This window comes from Variovorax paradoxus, from assembly GCF_902712855.1.
Lineage (GTDB): Bacteria > Pseudomonadota > Gammaproteobacteria > Burkholderiales > Burkholderiaceae_C > Variovorax > Variovorax paradoxus_Q.
In genome coordinates, this window is the sequence record NZ_LR743507.1 from 5275567 (window position 1) to 5294239 (window position 18673).

The window sequence follows — 18673 nt, forward strand, 5'->3', positions numbered from 1 at the left end:
TTCGGCCGCGATTGTCCCGCAGCTCCCGGAAGAAATGCTCGCTCCCTTCCAGGGATACCGCGGAACCGGCTCTGGCGGGGCCGCCGGCATCGCCCCCGCGAGGGGGTTTGCGAAGCGACACGAAGCGCGCGAAGCCTGGGGGCGGGCGCAATCCCTACAATCCTTCGATGGCTCTCCCCCCAGAAGTTTGCATTCGCGGCGCCGGCATCGTCGGCCGGACGCTGGCCCTGCTGCTCGCGCGCGAGCGTGTGCGCGTCGCGCTGGTGGTGCCGCCGGCCGCGCAGGGCAAGGAAGACATCCGGGCCTATGCGCTCAACACGGCTTCCCGGACCCTGCTCGAGTCGCTGCGCGCCTGGCCCGATGCCACCCACGCCACCGCCGTGCGCGAGATGCTGGTGCATGGCGACGAAGGCGGCCGCGTCCAGTTCAGCGCCGCGCGACAGAAGGTCGATGCGCTGGCGTGGATCGTCGACGTGCCCGCACTCGAACAGCAGTTGGCCGACGCGGTGCGCTTCCAGCCGCTGATCGAAGTCGTGGCCGAGCCCGTCGCCGCGCCGCTGACGGTGGTGTGCGAAGGCAAGGCCAGCACCACGCGCGAGGCGCTCGGCGTGAGCTACGAGATCACGCGCTATCCGCAGCATGCCGTCGCCGCGCGCATGGAAGCCGCGCAGTCGCATGACGGCATCGCGCGCCAGTGGTTCAACGACCGCGGCGAGGTGCTTGCGTTGCTGCCGCTGGGCGGCACACACGGCAAGACCGTCGCGCTGGTGTGGTCGGTCGACCAGCTGCGCGCGCCCGACCTGCTGGCGCAGGGCAACGATGAATTCGACGCCGCGGTCACGGAAGCCAGCCACGGCGCGCTCGGACCGCTCAAGCTTACGAGCGAACGCGGCGCCTGGCCGCTGGCCCGCGCCATCGCCGACCGCTGGACCGGCGCCATGCCCGGCCAGCCGAACCGCTCCTGGGCACTGGCGGGCGATGCGGCCCACACGGTGCATCCGCTGGCGGGCCAGGGCCTGAATCTCGGCCTGGCCGACGCCGCCGCGCTGGCCGGCGTGATCAGGAACCGCGACCACTGGCGCAGCGTCGGCGACCCGCGCCTGCTGCGCCGCTACGAACGTGCCCGCCGCGTCGACGTGCTGCAGATGAGCCTCGCGACCGACGGTCTGCAGCAACTTTTCTCGCACAACCTGGGTCCACTCCCTGCATTGCGCAACTGGGGCATGCGCGGTTTCGACCGCACGCGCCTGGTCAAGCACTGGATCACCGCGCAAGCCATGGGCCTGAAGGCCTGACGCCTGCACGTCCTTTTCAGAACCGAACCAACGGATCTCCCGATGACACTCGTACGCAACCTCCTTCTCGCCGCCTGCACGCTGGGCGCGGTCGTGGCCGCCACCGCTGGCGAAGCCGAGATCCGCAAGAACCTGCCGGCACGCATCCCGCAGTTCCCGCCGATCGACGAAGTCTCGAAGGCGCCGATCCCGGGCCTCTACGAAGTGCGCGTGAACGGCGCGCAGATCTTCTACACCGACGAACAGGGCAACTACCTGATCCAGGGCAACCTGATCGACGTGAAATCGCGCAAGAACCTGACCGAGGAGCGCGTGGAGAAGCTCAGCGCCGTCGCCTTCGACCAGCTGCCGCTGAAGGACTCGATCAAGATCGTGCGCGGCAACGGCAAGCGCAAGCTGGCGGTGTTCGAAGACCCGAACTGCGGCTACTGCAAGCGCTTCGAGAAGGACATGAAGACGGTCGACAACGTCACCGTGTATCTGTTCCTGTACCCGGTGCTCGGTCCGGACTCGAACGTCAAGTCGCGCGACATCTGGTGCAGCAAGGACAAGGGCAAGGCCTGGAGCGACTGGATGGAAGCCAGCACCCGGCCCACCACGGCGCCGACCAACTGCGACGTCACCGCGCTGCAGCGCAACGTCGACTTCGGCCGCAAGTACAACATCACCGGCACGCCCACGCTGATCTTCAGCGACGGCACGCGCACCCCCGGCGCCATTCCCGCAGAGCAGGTCGAGAAGCAACTCGCCGCTTCGTCCAGCTGATGGCGACGACGAAGACCCGGACCGCATCGCGCCGCGCCACCGCCGCCGCCACGCCCGCGAAGACCATCGCGGGTGTGCGCTACCGCGTCGAATGCGCGGACCTGCATGCGCATCTCTTTTCCGTCACGCTCACCATCGATTCGCCTGCTGCGCAGCAGCAGGTGTCGCTGCCGGTGTGGATTCCCGGCAGCTACCTGGTGCGCGAGTTCGCCAAGAACCTGCAGGGCCTGCGCGCCACGCAGGGCCGCCGCAAGCCGGCGCTGACGCAGCTCGACAAGTGCAGCTGGCGTGTCGAATGCGAGCCCGGCCAGCCGCTGGTGCTGAACTACCAGGTCTGCGCGTACGACAACTCGGTGCGCACCGCTTGGCTCGATGCCGAACGCGGCTTCTTCAACGGCACCAGCGTGTGCCTTCGCGTCGAGGGCCAGACCGACGCGCCGCATGCCATCGAGATCGTCGCGCCCGCGCTGCCGGCCGGTGCGGCCCCGTGGTCGTGCGCCACCGCGCTGGTGCCGGTGAAGGCCGACAGGTCCGGCTTCGGCAGCTACCAGGCCTCGGGCTACGACGAGCTGGCCGACAGCCCGGTCGAGCTCGGCGCGTTCTGGAGCGCCGAGTTCGAGGCCTGCGGCGTGCCGCACCGCTTCGTGATCGCGGGGGCTGCGGCCTCGTTCGACGGCGACAGGCTCATTGCCGACACGCAGGCCATCTGCGAGGCAGAGATCCGCTTCTGGCACGGCGACAAGGCCGGCAAGCGCGGCGGGCCGAAGCTGCCGATCGACCGCTACGTGTTCATGCTGAACGCGGTGGACGACGGCTACGGCGGGCTCGAGCACCGTCATTCCACGGCGCTGATCTGCAACCGCCGCGACCTGCCACAGCGCGGCGAGAAGAAGAAGCAGCCCGAGGGCTACACCACGCTGATGGGGCTCATCAGCCACGAGTACTTCCACACCTGGAACGTCAAGCGCATGCGGCCCGCCGAGTTCGCGCGCTACGACTACAGCCGCGAGAACTACACGCAGCTGCTGTGGTTCTTCGAGGGCTTCACCAGCTACTACGACGACCTGCTGCTGCGCCGCGCGGGCCGCATAGACGACGCGGCCTACCTGCGCCTGCTGAACAAGACGCTCAACCAGGTCATGCAGACGCCGGGCCGGCTGGTGCAGCCGGTGGCCGACGCGAGCTTCGACGCCTGGGTCAAGTACTACCGCCAGGACGAGCAGACGCCCAACAGCACGGTGAGCTACTACACCAAGGGCGCGCTGGTCGCGCTGTGCTTCGACCTCACGCTGCGCCACGAAGGCAAGGGTTCGCTCGATGACGTGATGCGCCACCTCTGGACGCACAGCGGCGGCGGGCCGATCAGCGAGGCCGACATCGCCGCCGCGCTGGAAGCGGTGAGCGGCCGCTCGTACGCGGCCGAGCTTGCGCGCTGGGTGCACTCGACCGACGAGCTGCCTCTCGCACAGCTCCTTCGCGTGCATGGCGTGGCCACGCTGGAGGACCCGTCGCAGCAGGCGCAGACGCTCGGCATGCGCGTGGCCGAGGCGAACGGCAGCGTGCAGGTGAAGGTGGTGCTGCGCGGCGGAGCGGCCGAGAAGGCCGGCTTCTCCGCGAACGACGAATGGATCGGCATCGAGCTGCCCGCCGCCGGCAGGAAGGGCGCGCAGCGGCCGGCGCAGGCCTGGCGCATCGCCAAGCTCGACGACCTGGCGCTGTACCTGGGCGATGCCGCGAAATGCACGGCCATCGTGTCGCGCGACCGCAAGCTGATCCGGCTGCCGCTGTCGCTGCCGGCCGGCGTGACCACCTGGCGCCTGTTCGCGCACGACGCCGGCAAGGTCGCGAACTGGCTGAAGGGCTGAGACCGGCAGCGGGCCGCTGCTGACCCGCCGCTAGGCGCCCTGCGCCGCGGCAGGGTTTCGCACGAACAGCATCGGCTGTGGCTCGCCGACCAGCACGCAAGGCTTGCCGGTGCGGCGGCAATGGTCCTGGACGCGCCAATAAGCGCCGTGGCTCACGCAACCGGTCTGGCAGATCACCAGGTCCGCCGCGCGCAGGCTGGCTTCGAGCGCGGGATCGTCGGCGTCGTCGCCGCCGTCGTGATGCAGGTAGCGGCCACCGGCAATCTCGACCAGCTGGCGCGCCAGCGATGGCGCGTCCTGCTGATGGCCGACGCAAAGCACGGCTTTCTCGCGCAGGTCGGACGGCACCTGCGCCGGCGGCGCCATCAGGTGCCGCCGGTTGCCCGGCGCGAGCAAGCCGCTGAGCCGCTTCGGCAGTGCAGAACCGGCTACCGCGCGTGCCGCCAGTTCCTCGCGCACGATGGCAACGGCCGAGTCGCGCGCAACGAGAGCACCGCGCAGGCGCACGATCTGCGCCTCGAGCCTTTCGACGAGCGCGGCCTGCTCGGCCAGCAGGCGCGAGCATCGCTCCTGCACGCGGGCATAGGCCCGCAGCAACACGGCATGTTCTTGCATCGGGAACTCCATGCAAGGCATTCTAGATGAGAAGAATTCTCAATTGAAACGCGCCGCCCTGGCTGCTCAATGGGAAACCGACTTCGAGAACACGTTCACCACCACCACACCCGCGATGATCAGCCCGAGCCCCGCGATGGCCGGGCCATCGAGCTTCTGGCCGAACCACAGCCAGCTCACCAGCGAGATCAGCACGATGCCCACGCCCGACCAGATCGCGTAAGCGATGCCTGTGGGGATGGTGCGCAGCGTCAGCGACAGAAAGAAGAAAGCCACCGCATAGCCGGCCACGGCCGCGAGCGTGGGCCAGAGCCGGGTGAAGCCCTCGGAGCCCTTGAGAAAACTGGTGGCGATGACTTCGGCCACGATGGCCACGAACAGGAAGGCGTAGTTGGAACTCATGACGGGACTCTATGGGAACCCGGATGCCCTGCGCCCCGTAACGCCATGCTGGGTATAGTGAAGCGCGTTTTTTCCCCTTCCCCCCGGAGACACCATGAGCTACGAAAACATCGAAGTGCGGACCGAAGCTGGCAAGGTCGGCATCATCACCCTCAATCGCCCGAAGGCGCTCAATGCGCTCAACGACGCGCTGATGACCGAACTGGGCCAGGCCCTGAAGGCCTTCGACGCGGACGAGGCGATCGGCTGCATCATCGTGACCGGCAGCGAGCGCGCCTTCGCGGCCGGTGCCGACATCGCGGCGATGGCCAAGTACAGCTTCATCGACACGTACAAGGGCGACTACATCACGCGCAACTGGGAAATTATCCGCTCGATCCGCAAGCCGGTGATCGGTGCGGTGGCCGGCTTTGCGCTGGGCGGCGGCTGCGAGCTGGCGATGATGTGCGACTTCATCATCGCGGCCGACAACGCCAAGTTCGGCCAGCCCGAGATCAAGATCGGCGTGATCCCCGGCGCCGGCGGCACGCAGCGCCTGCCGCGCGCGGTGGGCAAGAGCAAGGCCATGGACATGGTGCTCACCGCCCGCATGATGGACGCCGCCGAGGCCGAGCGCGCGGGCCTGGTGAGCCGCGTGGTGCCGTTCGAGAAGCTTGCCGACGAGGCGCTCGGCGCCGCGCTGGTCATCTGCGGCTTCTCGCAGATCTCGGTGATGGCGGCGAAGGAATCGGTCAACCGCGCCTTCGAGGGCGGCCTGAGCGACGGCGTGATGTTCGAGCGCCGGCTGTTCCATGCGCTGTTCGCCACCCAGGACCAGAAGGAGGGCATGGACGCCTTCCTCACGAAGCGCCAGCCGGATTTCAAGAACGCCTGAACAGGCCGACCGTCAGCGCGCCAGCAGCGAGCGCAGTGCATCGAGCGCCTGCGCGGGCGGCGTGCCGACCAGTGCGGTGCCGCCGGGCTGCGGCGTCCATCGCACCTGGTCGCCCGCGATCTCGAGCACGGCGACGAGCGTGTCGCCGCGATAGAGCGACAGCCGCGCCTGCACCGGCGCGTCGAGCGATGCATCGGGCACGTTGGCCGACCGCGCCACCGCGCCTACCAGCGCGGGAAGCTCTTCCACATCGCCACGCGCACGCCGCACACCGGCGCCAGCACTGAACGAAGTCCAGCGCTCCAGCGCGGAGAACGCCGACGCGGCAGCCTGCAGCCGTGCGGACTTCGCCGCGCGTGGCGAAGCGTCCTGCAACGCACCGGAAGCCTGCGCGCTGGCGTCGGCCTGGCCGGCAGGTGCCGATGCGTCCTGCGAGCGACGCGAGAGCATCGCTGCGCCCGGGGCCGGCGGGGCCGCAGCGGGCGCGGGTGCAGCGGGTGCGGCCGGCAAGGCGCGCTGGCGCTCCCCTTCCGCGCGCGCCTCGAAATGTTCGCGGCGTTCGTCCTGCGCAGGTGCAGGTGCAGGTGCAGGTGCAGGTGCAGGTGCAGGTGCAGGTGCAGGTGCAGGTGCAGGTGCAGGTGCAGGTGCGGGTGCGGGTGCAGGTGCGGGTGCGGGTGCGGGTGCGGGTGCAGGTGCGGGTGCGGGTGCGGGTGCAGGCAAAGCCTGCTCCGCCATGACGGCAGGCGCGGCGGGAGCCACCGGCGCAGGCGTTGCAGCCCTCGATGGGGCGGGCAACCGTGCGGTCTCCTTGTCGGAAGTTGCGTCGCGCGGCGCGGCCTTGGCGCGCTGCTCCGCCGCAGGTGCGGGCGGCGCAGGTTTCGCCACGATGGGCGGCGGCGGCGCGGGCTCAGGCGCGGCAGCGGGCGCGGGAGCGACAGGTGGCTCGGCAGGTGCGATCGACCCGCCCGGTGCAGCGGACGCGGGTGGCGTCGCCGGAGCCTCTGCGGCGGGCGCAGCGGCTCCGCCCACGCGCGCCTCGCCATCGAGACGCGCATCGGGCACCGGCTCGCTGCGCCACAGCACGGTGACGAACACCGCCAAGAGCACCGTGGCGAAGGCCGCATTCCACGGCATGCGCGAGCGCGGCTCGCCACCGCCAAGCAGGCGGCGCCACCACGGCAGCACGCTGGCGCTGTTGGCGGCAGCGCCGGCGGCCTGCACCGGCGCGGCGGCAAGGTTGTGCGCCATCTTCAGGATCGCATCGCGCGTGCGCGCATCGGGCATGGCGTCGCGGTCAGGCGCGTGGTCGAGCGCGCGGCGCAGCGCCGGATCGCTCAGGTCGTCCTCTTCGAAACCGGTGGTGTTGCCGCTCATGCCCGCTGCTCCAGCACCGACAGGTAGCGCTCCATGCAGGCGCGCAGTTTCTGCAGCCCGTAGCGCAGCCGGCTTCGCACGGTCTCGAAGCCGATCTCCAGGCTCGAGGCCAGCGCCTCGACCGTCAGCCCGTCTTCATGGTGCAGCAGGAAGGCGGCGCGCTGGTCCGCCGGCAGTTCGTCGAGGCAGGCCAGCAGGCGCCGGCCGGCGGCACGCCAGAACGCGAGTTCTTCGGCCGACGGATGCGCGACCGCGTCCGTGGCGCCGCGCACGCCGTGCTCGAGCGTGGGCACGGGGTCGCTGCTGTCGTCGGCATGCGCGTCGAGCGCCACCTCGCGCCCGCTCACGCGCAGGCGGTCCATGGCGAGGTTGTGGGCGATGGTGAACGCCCAGGTCCGCCAGGTGGCGCCTTGCGGCGAAAAGCTCTCGCGCGCAGAGACGATCCGCATCCAGGTGTCCTGGAACACCTCGTCGGCCTGCGCCGCGAGCCTCGCGCCCAGCAGCCGCTTGACGAAGCGGAACAGCGCGCCTTCATGGCGTGCGTAGAGCACGTCGAACGCGGCGGCGTCGCCTCGCGCGTACGCCAGCATCAACTGGTCGTCGGGCATGGCCTGGCGCTCGGGTGCGGACGACGAGCTGCGGTCGGAAGGGGCGCGGGGAAGCGCGGACATCGAACGATTTTCACCCGAGCTTGTACGCACGGCGGAAGGCATCGGGGTTCGCATCGGCAAAAAAAGATTGCGCGGGCTTAACCCCGTTGCGCACGGCCCGCCGTACCAGCCTGCATCCAACCACCCGGAGTCCTTCCATGACCCAAGCCTTCGCCCCCCGGTTCCGCAAGCCGCTCGTCGTCCTGCTATGCGCCCCATTGCTCCTGACGGCCTGCGGCGCCACCGAGCCCCCCGCCTTGGCCGGCGCCGTGAGATGGCCGACGCCAGCGCCCGACAGCCGCCTTCAGGTGACGCAGGCCGTACCGAATTTCGAGGCTCCGTCAGCCACCGGTTGCGCGAGGCCGATCCAGACGCACGAGACGCCGGGACTGCAGCGCGTTTCGCAGGTCGAGCGGCACGGAACCCGCGAACGGCGCGCGCTGGCCGACGCAGCGGCGCCGGCGGATGCGTTGCGCAAGCCGTCGCGACCGGGGGTTGCGGGTTCATTGGCCGCATCCGTCGCACCGATGGCTGAAGCCGCTGCGATGCCCTCGCCGGTCGCTCCGGCTTCGCCCGCCGCACCCGCGGTCGCTGGCGCGCCGCGCATCGCCCTGCAGCCGCCCGTCCAGGCACCGCGCCCCGCCAACGAAACCGTCACCGCCGGCATGGTCGACGACAACGCCGACTTCGGCGAATACATGGCCTTCCGCGGCCGCACGCAGGTGCCGCACCGCGAGCGCGACATCAGCGCGCGCTACCTGCTCCAGGTGCGCGACACGCGCGGCACCGTCGTGCCCGATGCCGAGGTGGCCGTGCAGGCGCCGAGCGGCGCCGCGATGTGGGCCCGTACCGATGCGGGCGGGCGCGCATGGCTGCATCCGAACGCCTTCGACAAGGCGCAAGGCGAGCTGTACGAGGTCACCGTGCGCAAGAACGGCCGGCACGGCAAGGCCTTCCTGCAGCGCGGGCAGAAGAATGCCGTCGACGTGGTGCTCGACGGCCAGCCGGGCGCGGCGCCGGCGCGGGCGCAGCTCGACCTGGTCTTCCTGATCGATGCAACCGGCTCCATGGACGACGAGATCGCCAAGCTCAAGGGCACGTTGCGCACCATCGCCGACCAGGTCGCGAAGCTGCCGAGCCGGCCCGACACCTGCTTCGGCCTGGTGGCCTACCGCGACCGCACCGACGAGTTCCTCGTGCGGCGGCACGACTTCACCAACGACCTGAATGCCTTCCAGGGCGTGCTCGACAAGCTGCAGGCCGCGGGCGGCGGCGACTATCCCGAGGCGATGAACGAGGCGCTGAACGAGACTGTCCACAAGCTGAGCTGGCGCGGCAACGGCACCACCCGCCTCGTGGTGCTGCTGGCCGACGCGCCGCCCCACCTCGACTACGGCGGCCCGCAATACGACGACGACATGGCCGCCGCACTCGGCAAGGGCATCAAGGTGTTCAGCGTGGGGGCGTCGGGCCTCGACAAGCAGGGCGAATACATCCAGCGACAGATCGCGCAGTACACCGGCGGACGCTTCGTGTTCCTGACCTACAAGGAGGCGGCCAACCCGGCGAGCGGCCCGGGAACGCAGACCGTGCACGACGTCGGCAACTACTCGGTGCAGACGCTGGACAAGCTGATCGTGCGCCTGGTTTCCGAAGAATTGGGGAAGTTGCCCGCAGGTGGTTGAACTGAGTCAAATTCCTGGGCTATAATTTTGGGCTCGGTGCCAATCAGCACTGAACGGCTCTTTAGCTCAGTCGGTTAGAGCGATGGAATCATAATCCACAGGTCCGCGGTTCGAGTCCGTGAAGAGCCACCAGTCAGAAAAAGCCTTGTAAGTCAACGACTTACAAGGCTTTTTGTTTTTCAGGGGTGCCACTTGAGGGTGCCACCAGATGGGATTTTCATCCCCGCGCTTATACCGCAAGAAAACGGGCGTTTACTTCGTCCGAGTGCTCCTAGGGAAAAGTGTTTCCCCTAGTGAGCTGCGCAGCTCCCTTCGAACAAAAGACCCTTCTCAAGCCCGCAGACTTGTGGCAGTGCTCAACGCGTTCATCGAGGGAGTTCCAATGCCGCACCGCCCGTCTGCCTTCAACGATTTCCGAAACACGATCAGTACGTGGACCGTCGGCAATGTCTCCGTTGCCGACGACGACGACCAGGATCGACTCGGTCGGTTCCTGGCCGAGCTCGATCAGCGTCCGGCATGGAAGGCCACCTTCCTCGAAATCCTCGGGCGCACCAACAATCTCGTGGAAGCGATCTCAGGGTGCCATCAGCCCTCGCAGATCCAGGTGCCGACTGCCACTGCGATACAGGCTCCCGTTGTCGCACCAGCGCCAGCTCCTTCGCCTTACGGCAGCGGCCCGGCACCAAAGAATCCGATGCGGTTCTCGGCTGCACTCGACAGCTTCAGGGACAACGCGCTGAAGAATCGGACGACGGTGCCGAGAACCACCTACGATCGCCACGAGTTCCTGCAGAAGGTCGGGCAGTACGTCGTTGGCATCGATGACCGGCTCGACAAGGACCCTTGGGTTCATCAGATCCATACGCACCACCTCACGAGCTTCATGGATGCATCCGCGCAGCGGGTCGGTCGCCAGGAATCCAAGGAAACACGTGGTTCTCATGGAACCGTGCAGACGGACGAGGATGCCGAGGCGGTCAAGACACTCAAGCCGAGCAGCTTGCTGAAGCGGCTTTCGGACCTGAGCTCATTCTTCACTTGGGCAACCCAAGAAGTGCAGGCCGCGACAGAAAACCCGGTGAACGGTCTCGAAGACCGTCGACGAAAGCTGACGCAGCAGGCAAACGAAGAAAAGGCAGAGTACCTGCCGTTCCAGTCGCATCACCTCACCACGATCTTCGAGCCGGAGCGCTATCTGATGGAGGGCCGGTTCAGCGACTACTTCTGGACGCCCCTGCTCGGCCTGCACCTTGGAACGCGACTCAAGGAACTGGTCACCATGGAAATGCGCTTGATCGGCTGCGAGGAAGGCTCCGGCATTTGGTACATGGACGTGAAGCCGGAGTTCGCGAAGAACAAGAACTCGGTTCGACGCCTGCCTATCGTCCAGCCGCTGATCGATCTCGGATTCTTGGAGTACCTCCAGCAGATGCGCGAGCTTGGCGCGAAGAATCTGTTTCCGCATCGGGACCTCACCGGCAAGACGGCGATGCGCCTTCCGTCAAAGCTATGTGGCGACGCGTTCGCGAAATTGCTGAACGTCTGCGGTGTCGTCCATCCACAGCTGGTGTTTCACTCGTTCAGACACACAGTCATCAGTGCGCTGCAGGATGGTGGCACGCCCCTCAGCACGAGCATGCAGATCGTCGGTCACCAGGCCCAGGATCACGCTGTGCGCACCGGCCTAATTACGCGCGAGGAAGCTCGCAGCGTGACGTTGAGTACCTACACGCACGCGGATCGACCGCGAATGAATGTGCAGTTTCCCTTGGTGCCGTTGAAGGAGGCACTGGAGCGTTGCGTACAACCGCCGATCGACTACAGACGGCTCAGGATCGCGGCGGACATCGTTCGTGAGCACACCCTGCGTCAAGGCAAGGAGTTCGTCAGCGGCTGGCCAAAGCTGCGCAAAGGCTACGCGGAAGAAGTGCGTCGTCGACTGGCTGAATCACGAAGCGATGGTCATGCGAGCTGATGCATCCTCGGCACTCTGCACGCGGCGCGGGCACCCAGGCACTAACCATCTTCAATGTCGAGCCCCCTCGTCACCTGACCTCTCATCCTTGAATGGATGGTTCGGTTCCCCGCTCACATGTCAGCACAGCAAGCGCGCAGGCAGCATCGGTGCGGTGCCCTGCGCGAACTCACTCGAGCGCAGCTGCGGTATCTGGCGGCGACCACTCGGTCAACGCATTGGCCGCCTCGACCAGGTCGGTCGGCGAGCCAGGACGGATCGCCGAAACCACCGCGCGCAGCACGTCGGCGGCGCTTTGGGGCACCGTCACTTGGATGGTGACAGAGCCCGAGCTGGCCTGCCGCTCGCGGTATTTGCGGGTGTGTTCGCGGTTGCTGTCGCGGCGCGCGTCGATGCGCTTGCGCATCTCCGCTGCGGTGAGGGTGCTGGACTTAGCCATGGCGGAGTCTTTCATGTGATGCTGACGTGTCAGCCACACATGTGGATGCTCGATGGCGGCAAATCAACAAGCTGCGAAGCAGAAGTTGATGGCCAAGAAAACCATTGTCGGACGGTGCTGCCGAATGCCGGGGCGGCAGCCCCTGGCATTACGGCGCACCGTTCGACAATGGGGCCCGGGCTCGATGCGAAGCGTCGAGATCGCGTTAGCGAAGGGCCGCGAGCGTGACGGCCGTGAAGGACTGGCCACTGTCTCCTGCCGAGAGGCAGGAGGCGGTAGGCAAGGCATTCGTGGTCATCGCGCGAGCCCGGAAGGCTCTGCCTTCCGGCGACGGCGTATCCCAAGAGACAGCTCGCAACTACAGGGCAAAAGCCAATCTCATCCTGCGTGAACTGCAGGGCACGGACATCACGGTGCAGCAGATTCTGGCGAGGTATGCGCCGGTCTCGCGGAGCTTCTACGCCATGAGAGCAGCACTGGTCTGGCACTGCAAACAGGAATGCCACAGCCTTCTAAGCGACCAGGACGTGCTGCAACGCCGAGAGGGTCGTTCGGTTGAATGGCTGAAGGTGGTGGGCATGTTGGATCACAGCCTCAAGATCATTCAGATGATCGAAAACGTTCGTGCCGAGGACATGCTGGAGATCACCGGTGAGCAAAAAAAGCAAAGCATTCCAAGCGCAAGGACTTGCCCAAGATGCCAAGGGACTGGAAGGAACGCATGCTTCGACGAGGCGTTCAATCACTGCGCTACGGTTTGCCGACGCTGGTCATCGCGGTCACAGGTTGCCGGCCTGAGGAGTTGGTCAAGGGCGTGGATCTGCAATTTGACGGCAACGGGATCGTTGCCAAGATACTTGGCGCGAAGGTGTCGGAGCACAGCGGGCAAGAGTGGCGAAAGTTCAAGCTGCAGCCTGGTGTACTGCCCACAGAGCTGGTGGAGCAGATCAAAGCTGTGGGAACCTTGGCTGTGTCGATCGAAAGCACGGATGCGTTTCGCACCCATCTGACCCGACTTTCGGCGGAACTTTTTCCTGGAAAACCAGCGGTCACGGGCTATAGTTTTCGGCACTCGCTCGCTGAGAATCTACGCGAGGCTGGCTGGGAAGCCGAGGCACTTGCAGCGGTTCTGGGTCAGGCGGTCTCGGAGACACAGGCGTATTACGGGCGCCGGAGACGAGCAGGTAGTCGGGCGCCTGAGGCCGCCGGAATTGACAAGAACAGCGTCGAGACGGCGAGGCCGGTTCGGCCGCTGGATCGATCTGGGCTCGCAGCCGTCGTGAAAGAAAAGCAGGCAAAAGCCTCGCACCCAAGAAAAGCGGCCCGGCTTTAACCCCAGCACCGCGATGGCCGACGATGACCCTTACTGCTGGTCAGTCTCGAGCTTGTACCGCTCAACAGTCGATCCCATGAGAACGGGAAGTGGAACTTGCAATCCCTCCGAGATCTTCATCAAGACGGTCAGCGAGGGCTGGTTTTGTCCAACTTCCATCTTGGCCACAAAGGTTCGGTTCACCCCGCAGCGATGAGCCAATTCCTCTTGTGACACACCCAATACGTTACGCCGCGCTCGAAGCTCAGCTGCGAAGGCTCTCATCAACGGAAGGTTTTGGGTCGACGTACGCACCGCCCAACTTTCGGCGGCATGCACCACAAATGCACCACCATATATGGTACAAACGAGTCTTCGGATTTCCAGGAAGGAATTCCGCGTCCGAATACCGCGAGATCACCATGCTCAGCCCGAATCGCTACCTGCTTCTGACCACGATCCAGCTCGCCGCGTTCAGCACGGCTGCGCAGTCTCCGCCAAGCGCAATCGCACCATTCGTTCAGCACCCAACCTTCTGCTCAGTTCTCCTCGGCGGGCCCGATCGAATCGCCGACGGCGCCGACAAAGCTTTCGGCGAAGCCCTGGCCACCACGACAACCGCCATTGGTGGTCCCGCCGAGATCGCCCTCGCGCGCATCCAAGCCGAGTGCGCAGCGCAGCCTGCAACGGCCGGCGTTCCTGACAGACCCAAGCCTCGCGAGTCTCTCTAGCGCCGACTGAGCACTGCTCCTCCTGATATTGTTTATCCGCTCCCGTAGCGCTGAAGGGAGCCCGTTCGGTAGACCCTGTGCTCCTCCTTGGGCCTCCAGCCCGTAATAAAGACTGGGGAACCGTACGGATTCGACGCTGTAGCTCGAACGGTGTCTTGGGGCGTCGCTGGCCGATGCGCTGGCGACGACCCCGCATATCAGGGTGTGCGTGTCGAATGCGGCGCATTGACTCTGCTCAAGGAGTATCACGGTGACATGCAAGGTAGGAGTGGACATCAGCAAGATGAAGCTCGATGTGGCGTGGCTGCGGGCGGACGGCAAGTACCGCTCCAAGGTGTTCCCCAACAACGCAGGCGGCTTCGCTGAGCTGCTGCGATGGCTGCAATCCAATCTGCCCGATGGCAAGGCAACGGCCCACGTCTGCATGGAAGCCACCGGGACGTACCACGAGGCCCTGGCGCTGTTCCTGCATGACCAGGCGGTGGCTGTCTCGGTCGTGAACCCGCTGCAGGTGAAGCGATTCATGGAGCTCGAGGGTGTTCGCAACAAGACCGATGGCGGCGACGCGAAGGCCCTTGCACGGTTTTGCGACAAGACCGCTCCGGCGTTGTGGGAGGCGCCTTCTGCGGGCGTGCGCTCGCTGCAGGCGTTGGTGGCCCGGCTGGACACGCTGCTGGAACTCAGGCAGGCCGAGTCGAACCGCCTGGAGGTCGCCCACGACGCGGTCAGGTCGTCTCTCACCGCGGTCATCTCGAGCCTGGACGAGTCCATCAAGGACGTGCGCATGCAGATCCGCAAGACCATCGACGACGACCCTGATCTGCGGCAACGCGGCGAACTGCTCGCCTCGATCCCGGGCCTCGGGGACAGGACAATTCCCCAGCTGCTCGCATACATCGGGCGTCCCGAGCGATTCGGCTGCGTCAAGGCGCTGATTGCCTATGCCAGCCTCACGCCGATGATCAGACAGTCCGGCACATCGTTGGACAAGCGACGAGGAACGCATCCTCAGGGGCATCGGGAGTTCAGGAACGCGCTTTACTTCCCGGCCATGGTGGCCGGCAGATACAACCCGTTGGTGGCCGAGTTCTGGCAGCGCCTGAAGGCGCAGAACAAGCCCGGCAAGGTCATCGTCGTGGCCTGCATGCACAAGCTCCTGGCCATCGCCTACGGCGTGCTGAAGTCGGGCAAACCCTTCGATGCGAACCATCATCCCAAGGCAGTCTGTGGTTGACAAGCAGAACGGTGTCTTAAGTCAACAGGTGTGCCACCACAGCCTGGCACGATCATCCAGCAAACTGACCGAAATCTGGAGCATTCTTCTGCGCCGTTCCGAATGTGTGGTCCTTTCACAGCTGCCACCCAATCCTTGTCCTATACGTGAGCGGCTTGTGCGCTATGACCTCATAGCCTATTAAGCGCTGGCCCGACTGACTGGAAGAGATACAGTGGGGGGTGCCACCTGCCTAGTCGCTCATAGCACCCCTTATGAGCGATGCAAGCTGTTGATTTTTATAGACTTTTTCGCCTTCACCCAAGGGCGGGCCGGCTCCTCCGTGAAGAGCCATGACCCGTCCTGCCATAGGTTGACACCTATGAAGGACACACAGCCGGCTTGATCCAGCCGGCAACGGACGCCCGATGAACCTCATCGGGCGTTTTCAATTTTAGGGACAGGTGCGGTCTCTCTTGGTTGTAGATCTGCACGGCCTGCTGGACCATCCGGCTGGCCTGGGTCAGATCGGCAGGCCGGTGCAGCAGGAACTCCATCTTCAAGATCCCGTTGACGCGCTCGGCCAGCGCGTTCTGATAGCAGTCGTAGCCGTCCGTCATCGAGCAGGCGATGCCGTGGCGGCGGTGGATTTCCTGATAGTCGTTCGAGCAGTACTGGATGCCCCTGTCCGAGTGATGCACCAGCATTTGCCCAGTCTTGCGGCCCTTGAGCGCCACCTTCAGCGCCCGGCTGACCTGCTCGGTGTGCAGGCTGTCGTGCACGTGATGGCCCACGATCTTGCGCGACCACGCATCCGTCACCAGGCTGAGATAGACGAATCCTTGATCGGTCGGCAGGTAGGTGATGTCAGCCACCCAGACCTGCTCGCTGCCGGTGGGGCGCACCTGATCCGGCCCCTGCTTGAGCAGGTTGGGATGACGGCGCAACCGGTGATGGCTGTCGGTGGTCTTGTGATACGCCCGCCTGGGCTGAACCAGCATGTGGGCCTCGCGCAGCACGTCCAGCAACGCATCGCGCCCCAGGCTCGCGTTGGCCTGGTGCAGCGGCTGCTTGAGAAGATGGTGCAGCTTGCGCGCGCCCAGCCGCGGCTGGCGCAGGCGCACGGAACGCACAAGCTCGATCACTGTGTCAGAACGGGCACGGCATTGCTGCTGGTGCTGCAGTTGTTGGTAGTAAGCCTGGCGGCTGACGCCCCAATGGCGGCAAGCCCTCAACACGCTCAGCCCGGGACGAGCTTTTGCGAGAGGACTTGCCCGAAGGCTTTTTACGACACGCACCCCATAGTCCTTCTTCAGGACATCGAGCACGGCCTCGAACAACTGAGCCTTCTCATTGGCCTCGCGAAGCTGGACTTCGAGAGCCTTGATCCTCTGCTCAGGAGTCAGCGGCGCAGCGGATGGCGATGCGGAATTCTTGATCGGTACTGGCATGGGAAGCCGACATGATGCCGAACCCCAGCTCTGGCGGCCATGCTTGCGCAGCCACACCAACACCGTCGAGCGACCCTGGATGCCGTAGCGCTCCTGGGCCTGCTTGTACGTGAGCTCGCCTTTTTCTACCTGATCGACCACCGACAGCTTAAAAGCCAGCGTGTAGTCGCTCTGCGTGCGTTTGATGCCTGATTCCATTGACTTGCCTTTTCTGAGAGGAAAAGGTGTCAACCCAGGTCAGGACGGGTCACCACCAACATAAAAGCCTTGCAGGTCAATGACTTGCAAGGCTTTTTTCTTTGCCGCGAACGGCTGGCCGATAATCCGCGCCGATGCCCAGACACGACGCCCTTTCCCATCCTGCGCTGCGCGCGGGCATGCGGCGTCCCGGCACGGGGCTGATCCGCTGGGTGTTGCTGTGGTTCGCGCTGTCGCTGGGCGTGGCCGTCGCGTCGCCTGTCGTCCATCCGCAGACTGTCGAACTCGTCTGTTCGAACACCGGTTCGGTCAAGGCTATCGTGCACACCGACGACGGCGCGCAGGAACTCGGCGCCGGTCACATGGACTGCCCGCTGTGCGTGCTGACCGGCGCGCCGCCGACAACGCCCACGGTCGAGCTGCCGGTGCTCCTGCCGCCGGCCTGCACGGTCCGGCCGATGCCCTCTGTGCATATCGCCGCGGCCACCGCTGCGCCCTTGCCGGCGCGCGGGCCTCCGTCGCTCTCCTGACCTTTCTTCGTCAGTTCGTGCGCGCTTGATGCAGTCCGTCGGGACGCGCGTCGCACGCCATCCCGCAACGAGCCGGCGCCCACCGCTGCGCCGGAGAGAGCCATTCCTTCCATGACCCACACATTTCCTTCCACGCGTCGCACGCTGCTGCTGGCCGCCGGCGCAGGAGCCGCGCTCACGCTCGCAGGCTGCGACCGGATCCTGCCCGCCAGCTTCAACGGCGTGGACATCACCGGCGCCAGCTACGCGCAGGACTTCCGCCTGACCGATGCCGAAGGCCGCGAACGCACGCTCGCCGACTTCAAGGGCAAGGCCGTGATGATGTTCTTCGGCTTCACCCAGTGCCCCGACGTGTGCCCCACCGCGCTCGTGCGCGCGGCCGAGATCAAGCGGCTGCTCGGCACCGACGGCGAACGCCTGCAGGTGATCTTCGTCACCGTCGATCCCGAGCGCGACCTGCCGGTGGTGCTCAAGGCCTACACGCAGGCCTTCGACCCGAGCTTCATCGGCCTGTACGGCGACCTGCAGAGGACAGCCGAGACCGCCAAGGCCTTCAAGGTCTTCTACAAGAAGGTGCCCACCGGTTCGTCGTACACGATGGACCATTCGGCCTTCAGCTACGTGTTCGATCCGAAAGGCAAGATCCGCCTCGTGCTGCGCCACGAGCAGAGCGCGCAGGAATGCGCACAGGACCTTCGCCAGATTCTCGGGACCGCGTCCGCCTGACGCCTTAGCCATTCAACCCAAGGAAATCATCTTCATGAAATTCGTCTCGCACACCCTCATCGCAGCCGCCGCCCTGCTCGGCGCCCACGCCCACGCGCAAGTCACCGTCAAGGATGCATGGGTGCGCGCCACCGTGCCGCAGCAGAAGGCCACCGGCGCCTTCATGCGGCTCGATGCCGCGAAGGACACCCGCCTCGTCTCGGCCAGTTCGCCCGTCACGCCGGTGGTGGAAGTCCATGAAATGGCAATGCAGGACAGCGTGATGCGCATGCGCCAGATTCCCGCGCTCGACGTGCCCGCCGGCAAGATCGTCGAGCTCAAGCCTGGCGGCTATCACGTCATGCTGCTCGACCTCAAGCAGCAGGTGAAGGAAGGCGACACCGTGCCGCTCACGCTGGTGTTCGAAGGCAAGGACGGGCAGCGCGAATCGGTCGAGGTGAAGGCGCCGGTACGTGCGCTCAACGCGTCCGCGCAGCCTGCCAAGGCGGCGGGTCACGGCGAGCACAAGCACTGATCTCGAGCGCGTCGGCGGCGGCGAGCTTCGAGCAGGCCGGAAGAAATACCCTGTTC

The 18673-nt window shown here is 65.9% G+C and carries 19 protein-coding genes and 1 tRNA gene; 13 read left to right on the forward strand and 7 right to left on the reverse strand.

Annotation, left to right across the window (positions count from 1 at the left end; genetic code table 11):
• Window positions 1-167: 167 nt before the first annotated feature.
• Genes AACL56_RS25045 through AACL56_RS25055 form a run of 3 tightly spaced genes read left to right on the forward strand, consistent with a single transcriptional unit; the run spans window position 168 to window position 3925 of the window.
• Window positions 168-1295: an FAD-dependent monooxygenase gene (locus tag AACL56_RS25045; protein ID WP_339092492.1), complete on the forward strand. Its 1128-nt coding sequence runs from the start codon at window positions 168-170 to the stop codon at window positions 1293-1295.
• A 42-nt stretch (window positions 1296-1337) separates the two neighbouring features.
• Window positions 1338-2060: a DsbC family protein gene (locus AACL56_RS25050; protein WP_339092493.1), complete on the forward strand. Its 723-nt coding sequence runs from the start codon at window positions 1338-1340 to the stop codon at window positions 2058-2060.
• Window positions 2060-3925 carry a M61 family metallopeptidase gene (locus tag AACL56_RS25055; RefSeq protein ID WP_339092494.1) on the forward strand — a complete coding sequence of 622 codons (1866 nt, stop codon included), beginning with the start codon at window positions 2060-2062 and terminating at the stop codon, window positions 3923-3925. Before AACL56_RS25050 ends, AACL56_RS25055 begins: the two co-directional genes overlap by 1 nt.
• Before the next feature lie 30 nt (window positions 3926-3955).
• Here the strand turns inward: AACL56_RS25055 and AACL56_RS25060 are convergent, their stop codons facing one another.
• Together AACL56_RS25060 and AACL56_RS25065 are read right to left on the reverse strand one after the other, a co-directional pair.
• Window positions 3956-4540, reverse strand: coding sequence for a DUF2325 domain-containing protein (locus tag AACL56_RS25060; protein WP_339092495.1), 585 nt, complete (start codon window positions 4538-4540; stop codon window positions 3956-3958).
• A 66-nt stretch (window positions 4541-4606) separates the two neighbouring features.
• Window positions 4607-4942, reverse strand: a complete 336-nt coding sequence (locus AACL56_RS25065) for an SMR family transporter (protein ID WP_339092496.1) — start codon at window positions 4940-4942, stop codon at window positions 4607-4609.
• Window positions 4943-5036: 94 nt separating this feature from the next.
• Between AACL56_RS25065 and AACL56_RS25070 the strand changes: the two genes are divergently transcribed.
• Complete coding sequence (locus AACL56_RS25070; RefSeq protein WP_339092497.1) at window positions 5037-5816, forward strand: enoyl-CoA hydratase; 780 nt, start codon at window positions 5037-5039, stop codon at window positions 5814-5816.
• A gap of 12 nt (window positions 5817-5828) precedes the next feature.
• On the opposite strand, the gene AACL56_RS25075 is transcribed toward AACL56_RS25070, so the two are convergent.
• The gene (locus AACL56_RS25075; RefSeq protein ID WP_339092498.1) at window positions 5829-7190 is read right to left on the reverse strand and encodes a hypothetical protein; all 1362 of its coding nucleotides are present in this window, start codon (window positions 7188-7190) and stop codon (window positions 5829-5831) included.
• On the reverse strand, window positions 7187-7861 hold the full coding sequence (locus AACL56_RS25080) for a sigma-70 family RNA polymerase sigma factor (RefSeq protein WP_339092499.1): 675 nt from the start codon (window positions 7859-7861) through the stop codon (window positions 7187-7189). Before AACL56_RS25080 ends, AACL56_RS25075 begins: the two co-directional genes overlap by 4 nt.
• 137 nt (window positions 7862-7998) lie before the next feature.
• On the opposite strand from AACL56_RS25080, the gene AACL56_RS25085 reads away from it, so the two are divergent.
• From AACL56_RS25085 to AACL56_RS25095, 3 genes are all read left to right on the forward strand, one after another.
• Window positions 7999-9525 carry a vWA domain-containing protein gene (locus tag AACL56_RS25085; protein ID WP_339092500.1) on the forward strand — a complete coding sequence of 509 codons (1527 nt, stop codon included), beginning with the start codon at window positions 7999-8001 and terminating at the stop codon, window positions 9523-9525.
• A 55-nt stretch (window positions 9526-9580) separates the two neighbouring features.
• Window positions 9581-9657, forward strand: a tRNA-Met gene (locus AACL56_RS25090).
• Between the two features lie 214 nt (window positions 9658-9871).
• Window positions 9872-11503, forward strand: a complete 1632-nt coding sequence (locus AACL56_RS25095; RefSeq protein WP_339092501.1) for a hypothetical protein — start codon at window positions 9872-9874, stop codon at window positions 11501-11503.
• Window positions 11504-11672: 169 nt separating this feature from the next.
• On the opposite strand, the gene AACL56_RS25100 is transcribed toward AACL56_RS25095, so the two are convergent.
• A complete protein-coding gene (locus AACL56_RS25100) occupies window positions 11673-11957 on the reverse strand; it encodes a hypothetical protein (protein WP_339092502.1) in 285 nt (94 codons plus the stop codon).
• Between the two features lie 682 nt (window positions 11958-12639).
• Here AACL56_RS25100 and AACL56_RS25105 point away from each other — a divergent pair.
• The gene (locus AACL56_RS25105) at window positions 12640-13275 is read left to right on the forward strand and encodes a hypothetical protein (RefSeq protein WP_339092503.1); all 636 of its coding nucleotides are present in this window, start codon (window positions 12640-12642) and stop codon (window positions 13273-13275) included.
• Between the two features lie 30 nt (window positions 13276-13305).
• Here the strand turns inward: AACL56_RS25105 and AACL56_RS25110 are convergent, their stop codons facing one another.
• Entirely contained in the window at window positions 13306-13539 is a 234-nt protein-coding gene (locus AACL56_RS25110) for a helix-turn-helix transcriptional regulator (protein WP_339092504.1), read from the reverse strand.
• Between the two features lie 137 nt (window positions 13540-13676).
• Between AACL56_RS25110 and AACL56_RS25115 the strand changes: the two genes are divergently transcribed.
• The gene (locus AACL56_RS25115) at window positions 13677-13985 is read left to right on the forward strand and encodes a hypothetical protein (RefSeq protein WP_339092505.1); all 309 of its coding nucleotides are present in this window, start codon (window positions 13677-13679) and stop codon (window positions 13983-13985) included.
• Between the two features lie 268 nt (window positions 13986-14253).
• Entirely contained in the window at window positions 14254-15219 is a 966-nt protein-coding gene (locus AACL56_RS25120; protein WP_339089064.1) for an IS110 family transposase, read from the forward strand.
• 359 nt (window positions 15220-15578) lie between these two features.
• On the opposite strand, the gene AACL56_RS25125 is transcribed toward AACL56_RS25120, so the two are convergent.
• Window positions 15579-16847, reverse strand: coding sequence for an IS3 family transposase (locus AACL56_RS25125; RefSeq protein ID WP_339092506.1), 1269 nt, complete (start codon window positions 16845-16847; stop codon window positions 15579-15581).
• A 179-nt stretch (window positions 16848-17026) separates the two neighbouring features.
• Between AACL56_RS25125 and AACL56_RS25130 the strand changes: the two genes are divergently transcribed.
• The 3 genes from AACL56_RS25130 (at window position 17027) to AACL56_RS25140 (ending at window position 18617) form a co-directional block, all read left to right on the forward strand.
• Window positions 17027-17377, forward strand: a complete 351-nt coding sequence (locus AACL56_RS25130; protein ID WP_339092944.1) for a DUF2946 family protein — start codon at window positions 17027-17029, stop codon at window positions 17375-17377.
• 111 nt (window positions 17378-17488) lie between these two features.
• Window positions 17489-18103, forward strand: a complete 615-nt coding sequence (locus tag AACL56_RS25135) for an SCO family protein (RefSeq protein ID WP_339092507.1) — start codon at window positions 17489-17491, stop codon at window positions 18101-18103.
• 34 nt (window positions 18104-18137) lie between these two features.
• The gene (locus AACL56_RS25140) at window positions 18138-18617 is read left to right on the forward strand and encodes a copper chaperone PCu(A)C (RefSeq protein ID WP_339092508.1); all 480 of its coding nucleotides are present in this window, start codon (window positions 18138-18140) and stop codon (window positions 18615-18617) included.
• Window positions 18618-18673: the final 56 nt, after the last annotated feature.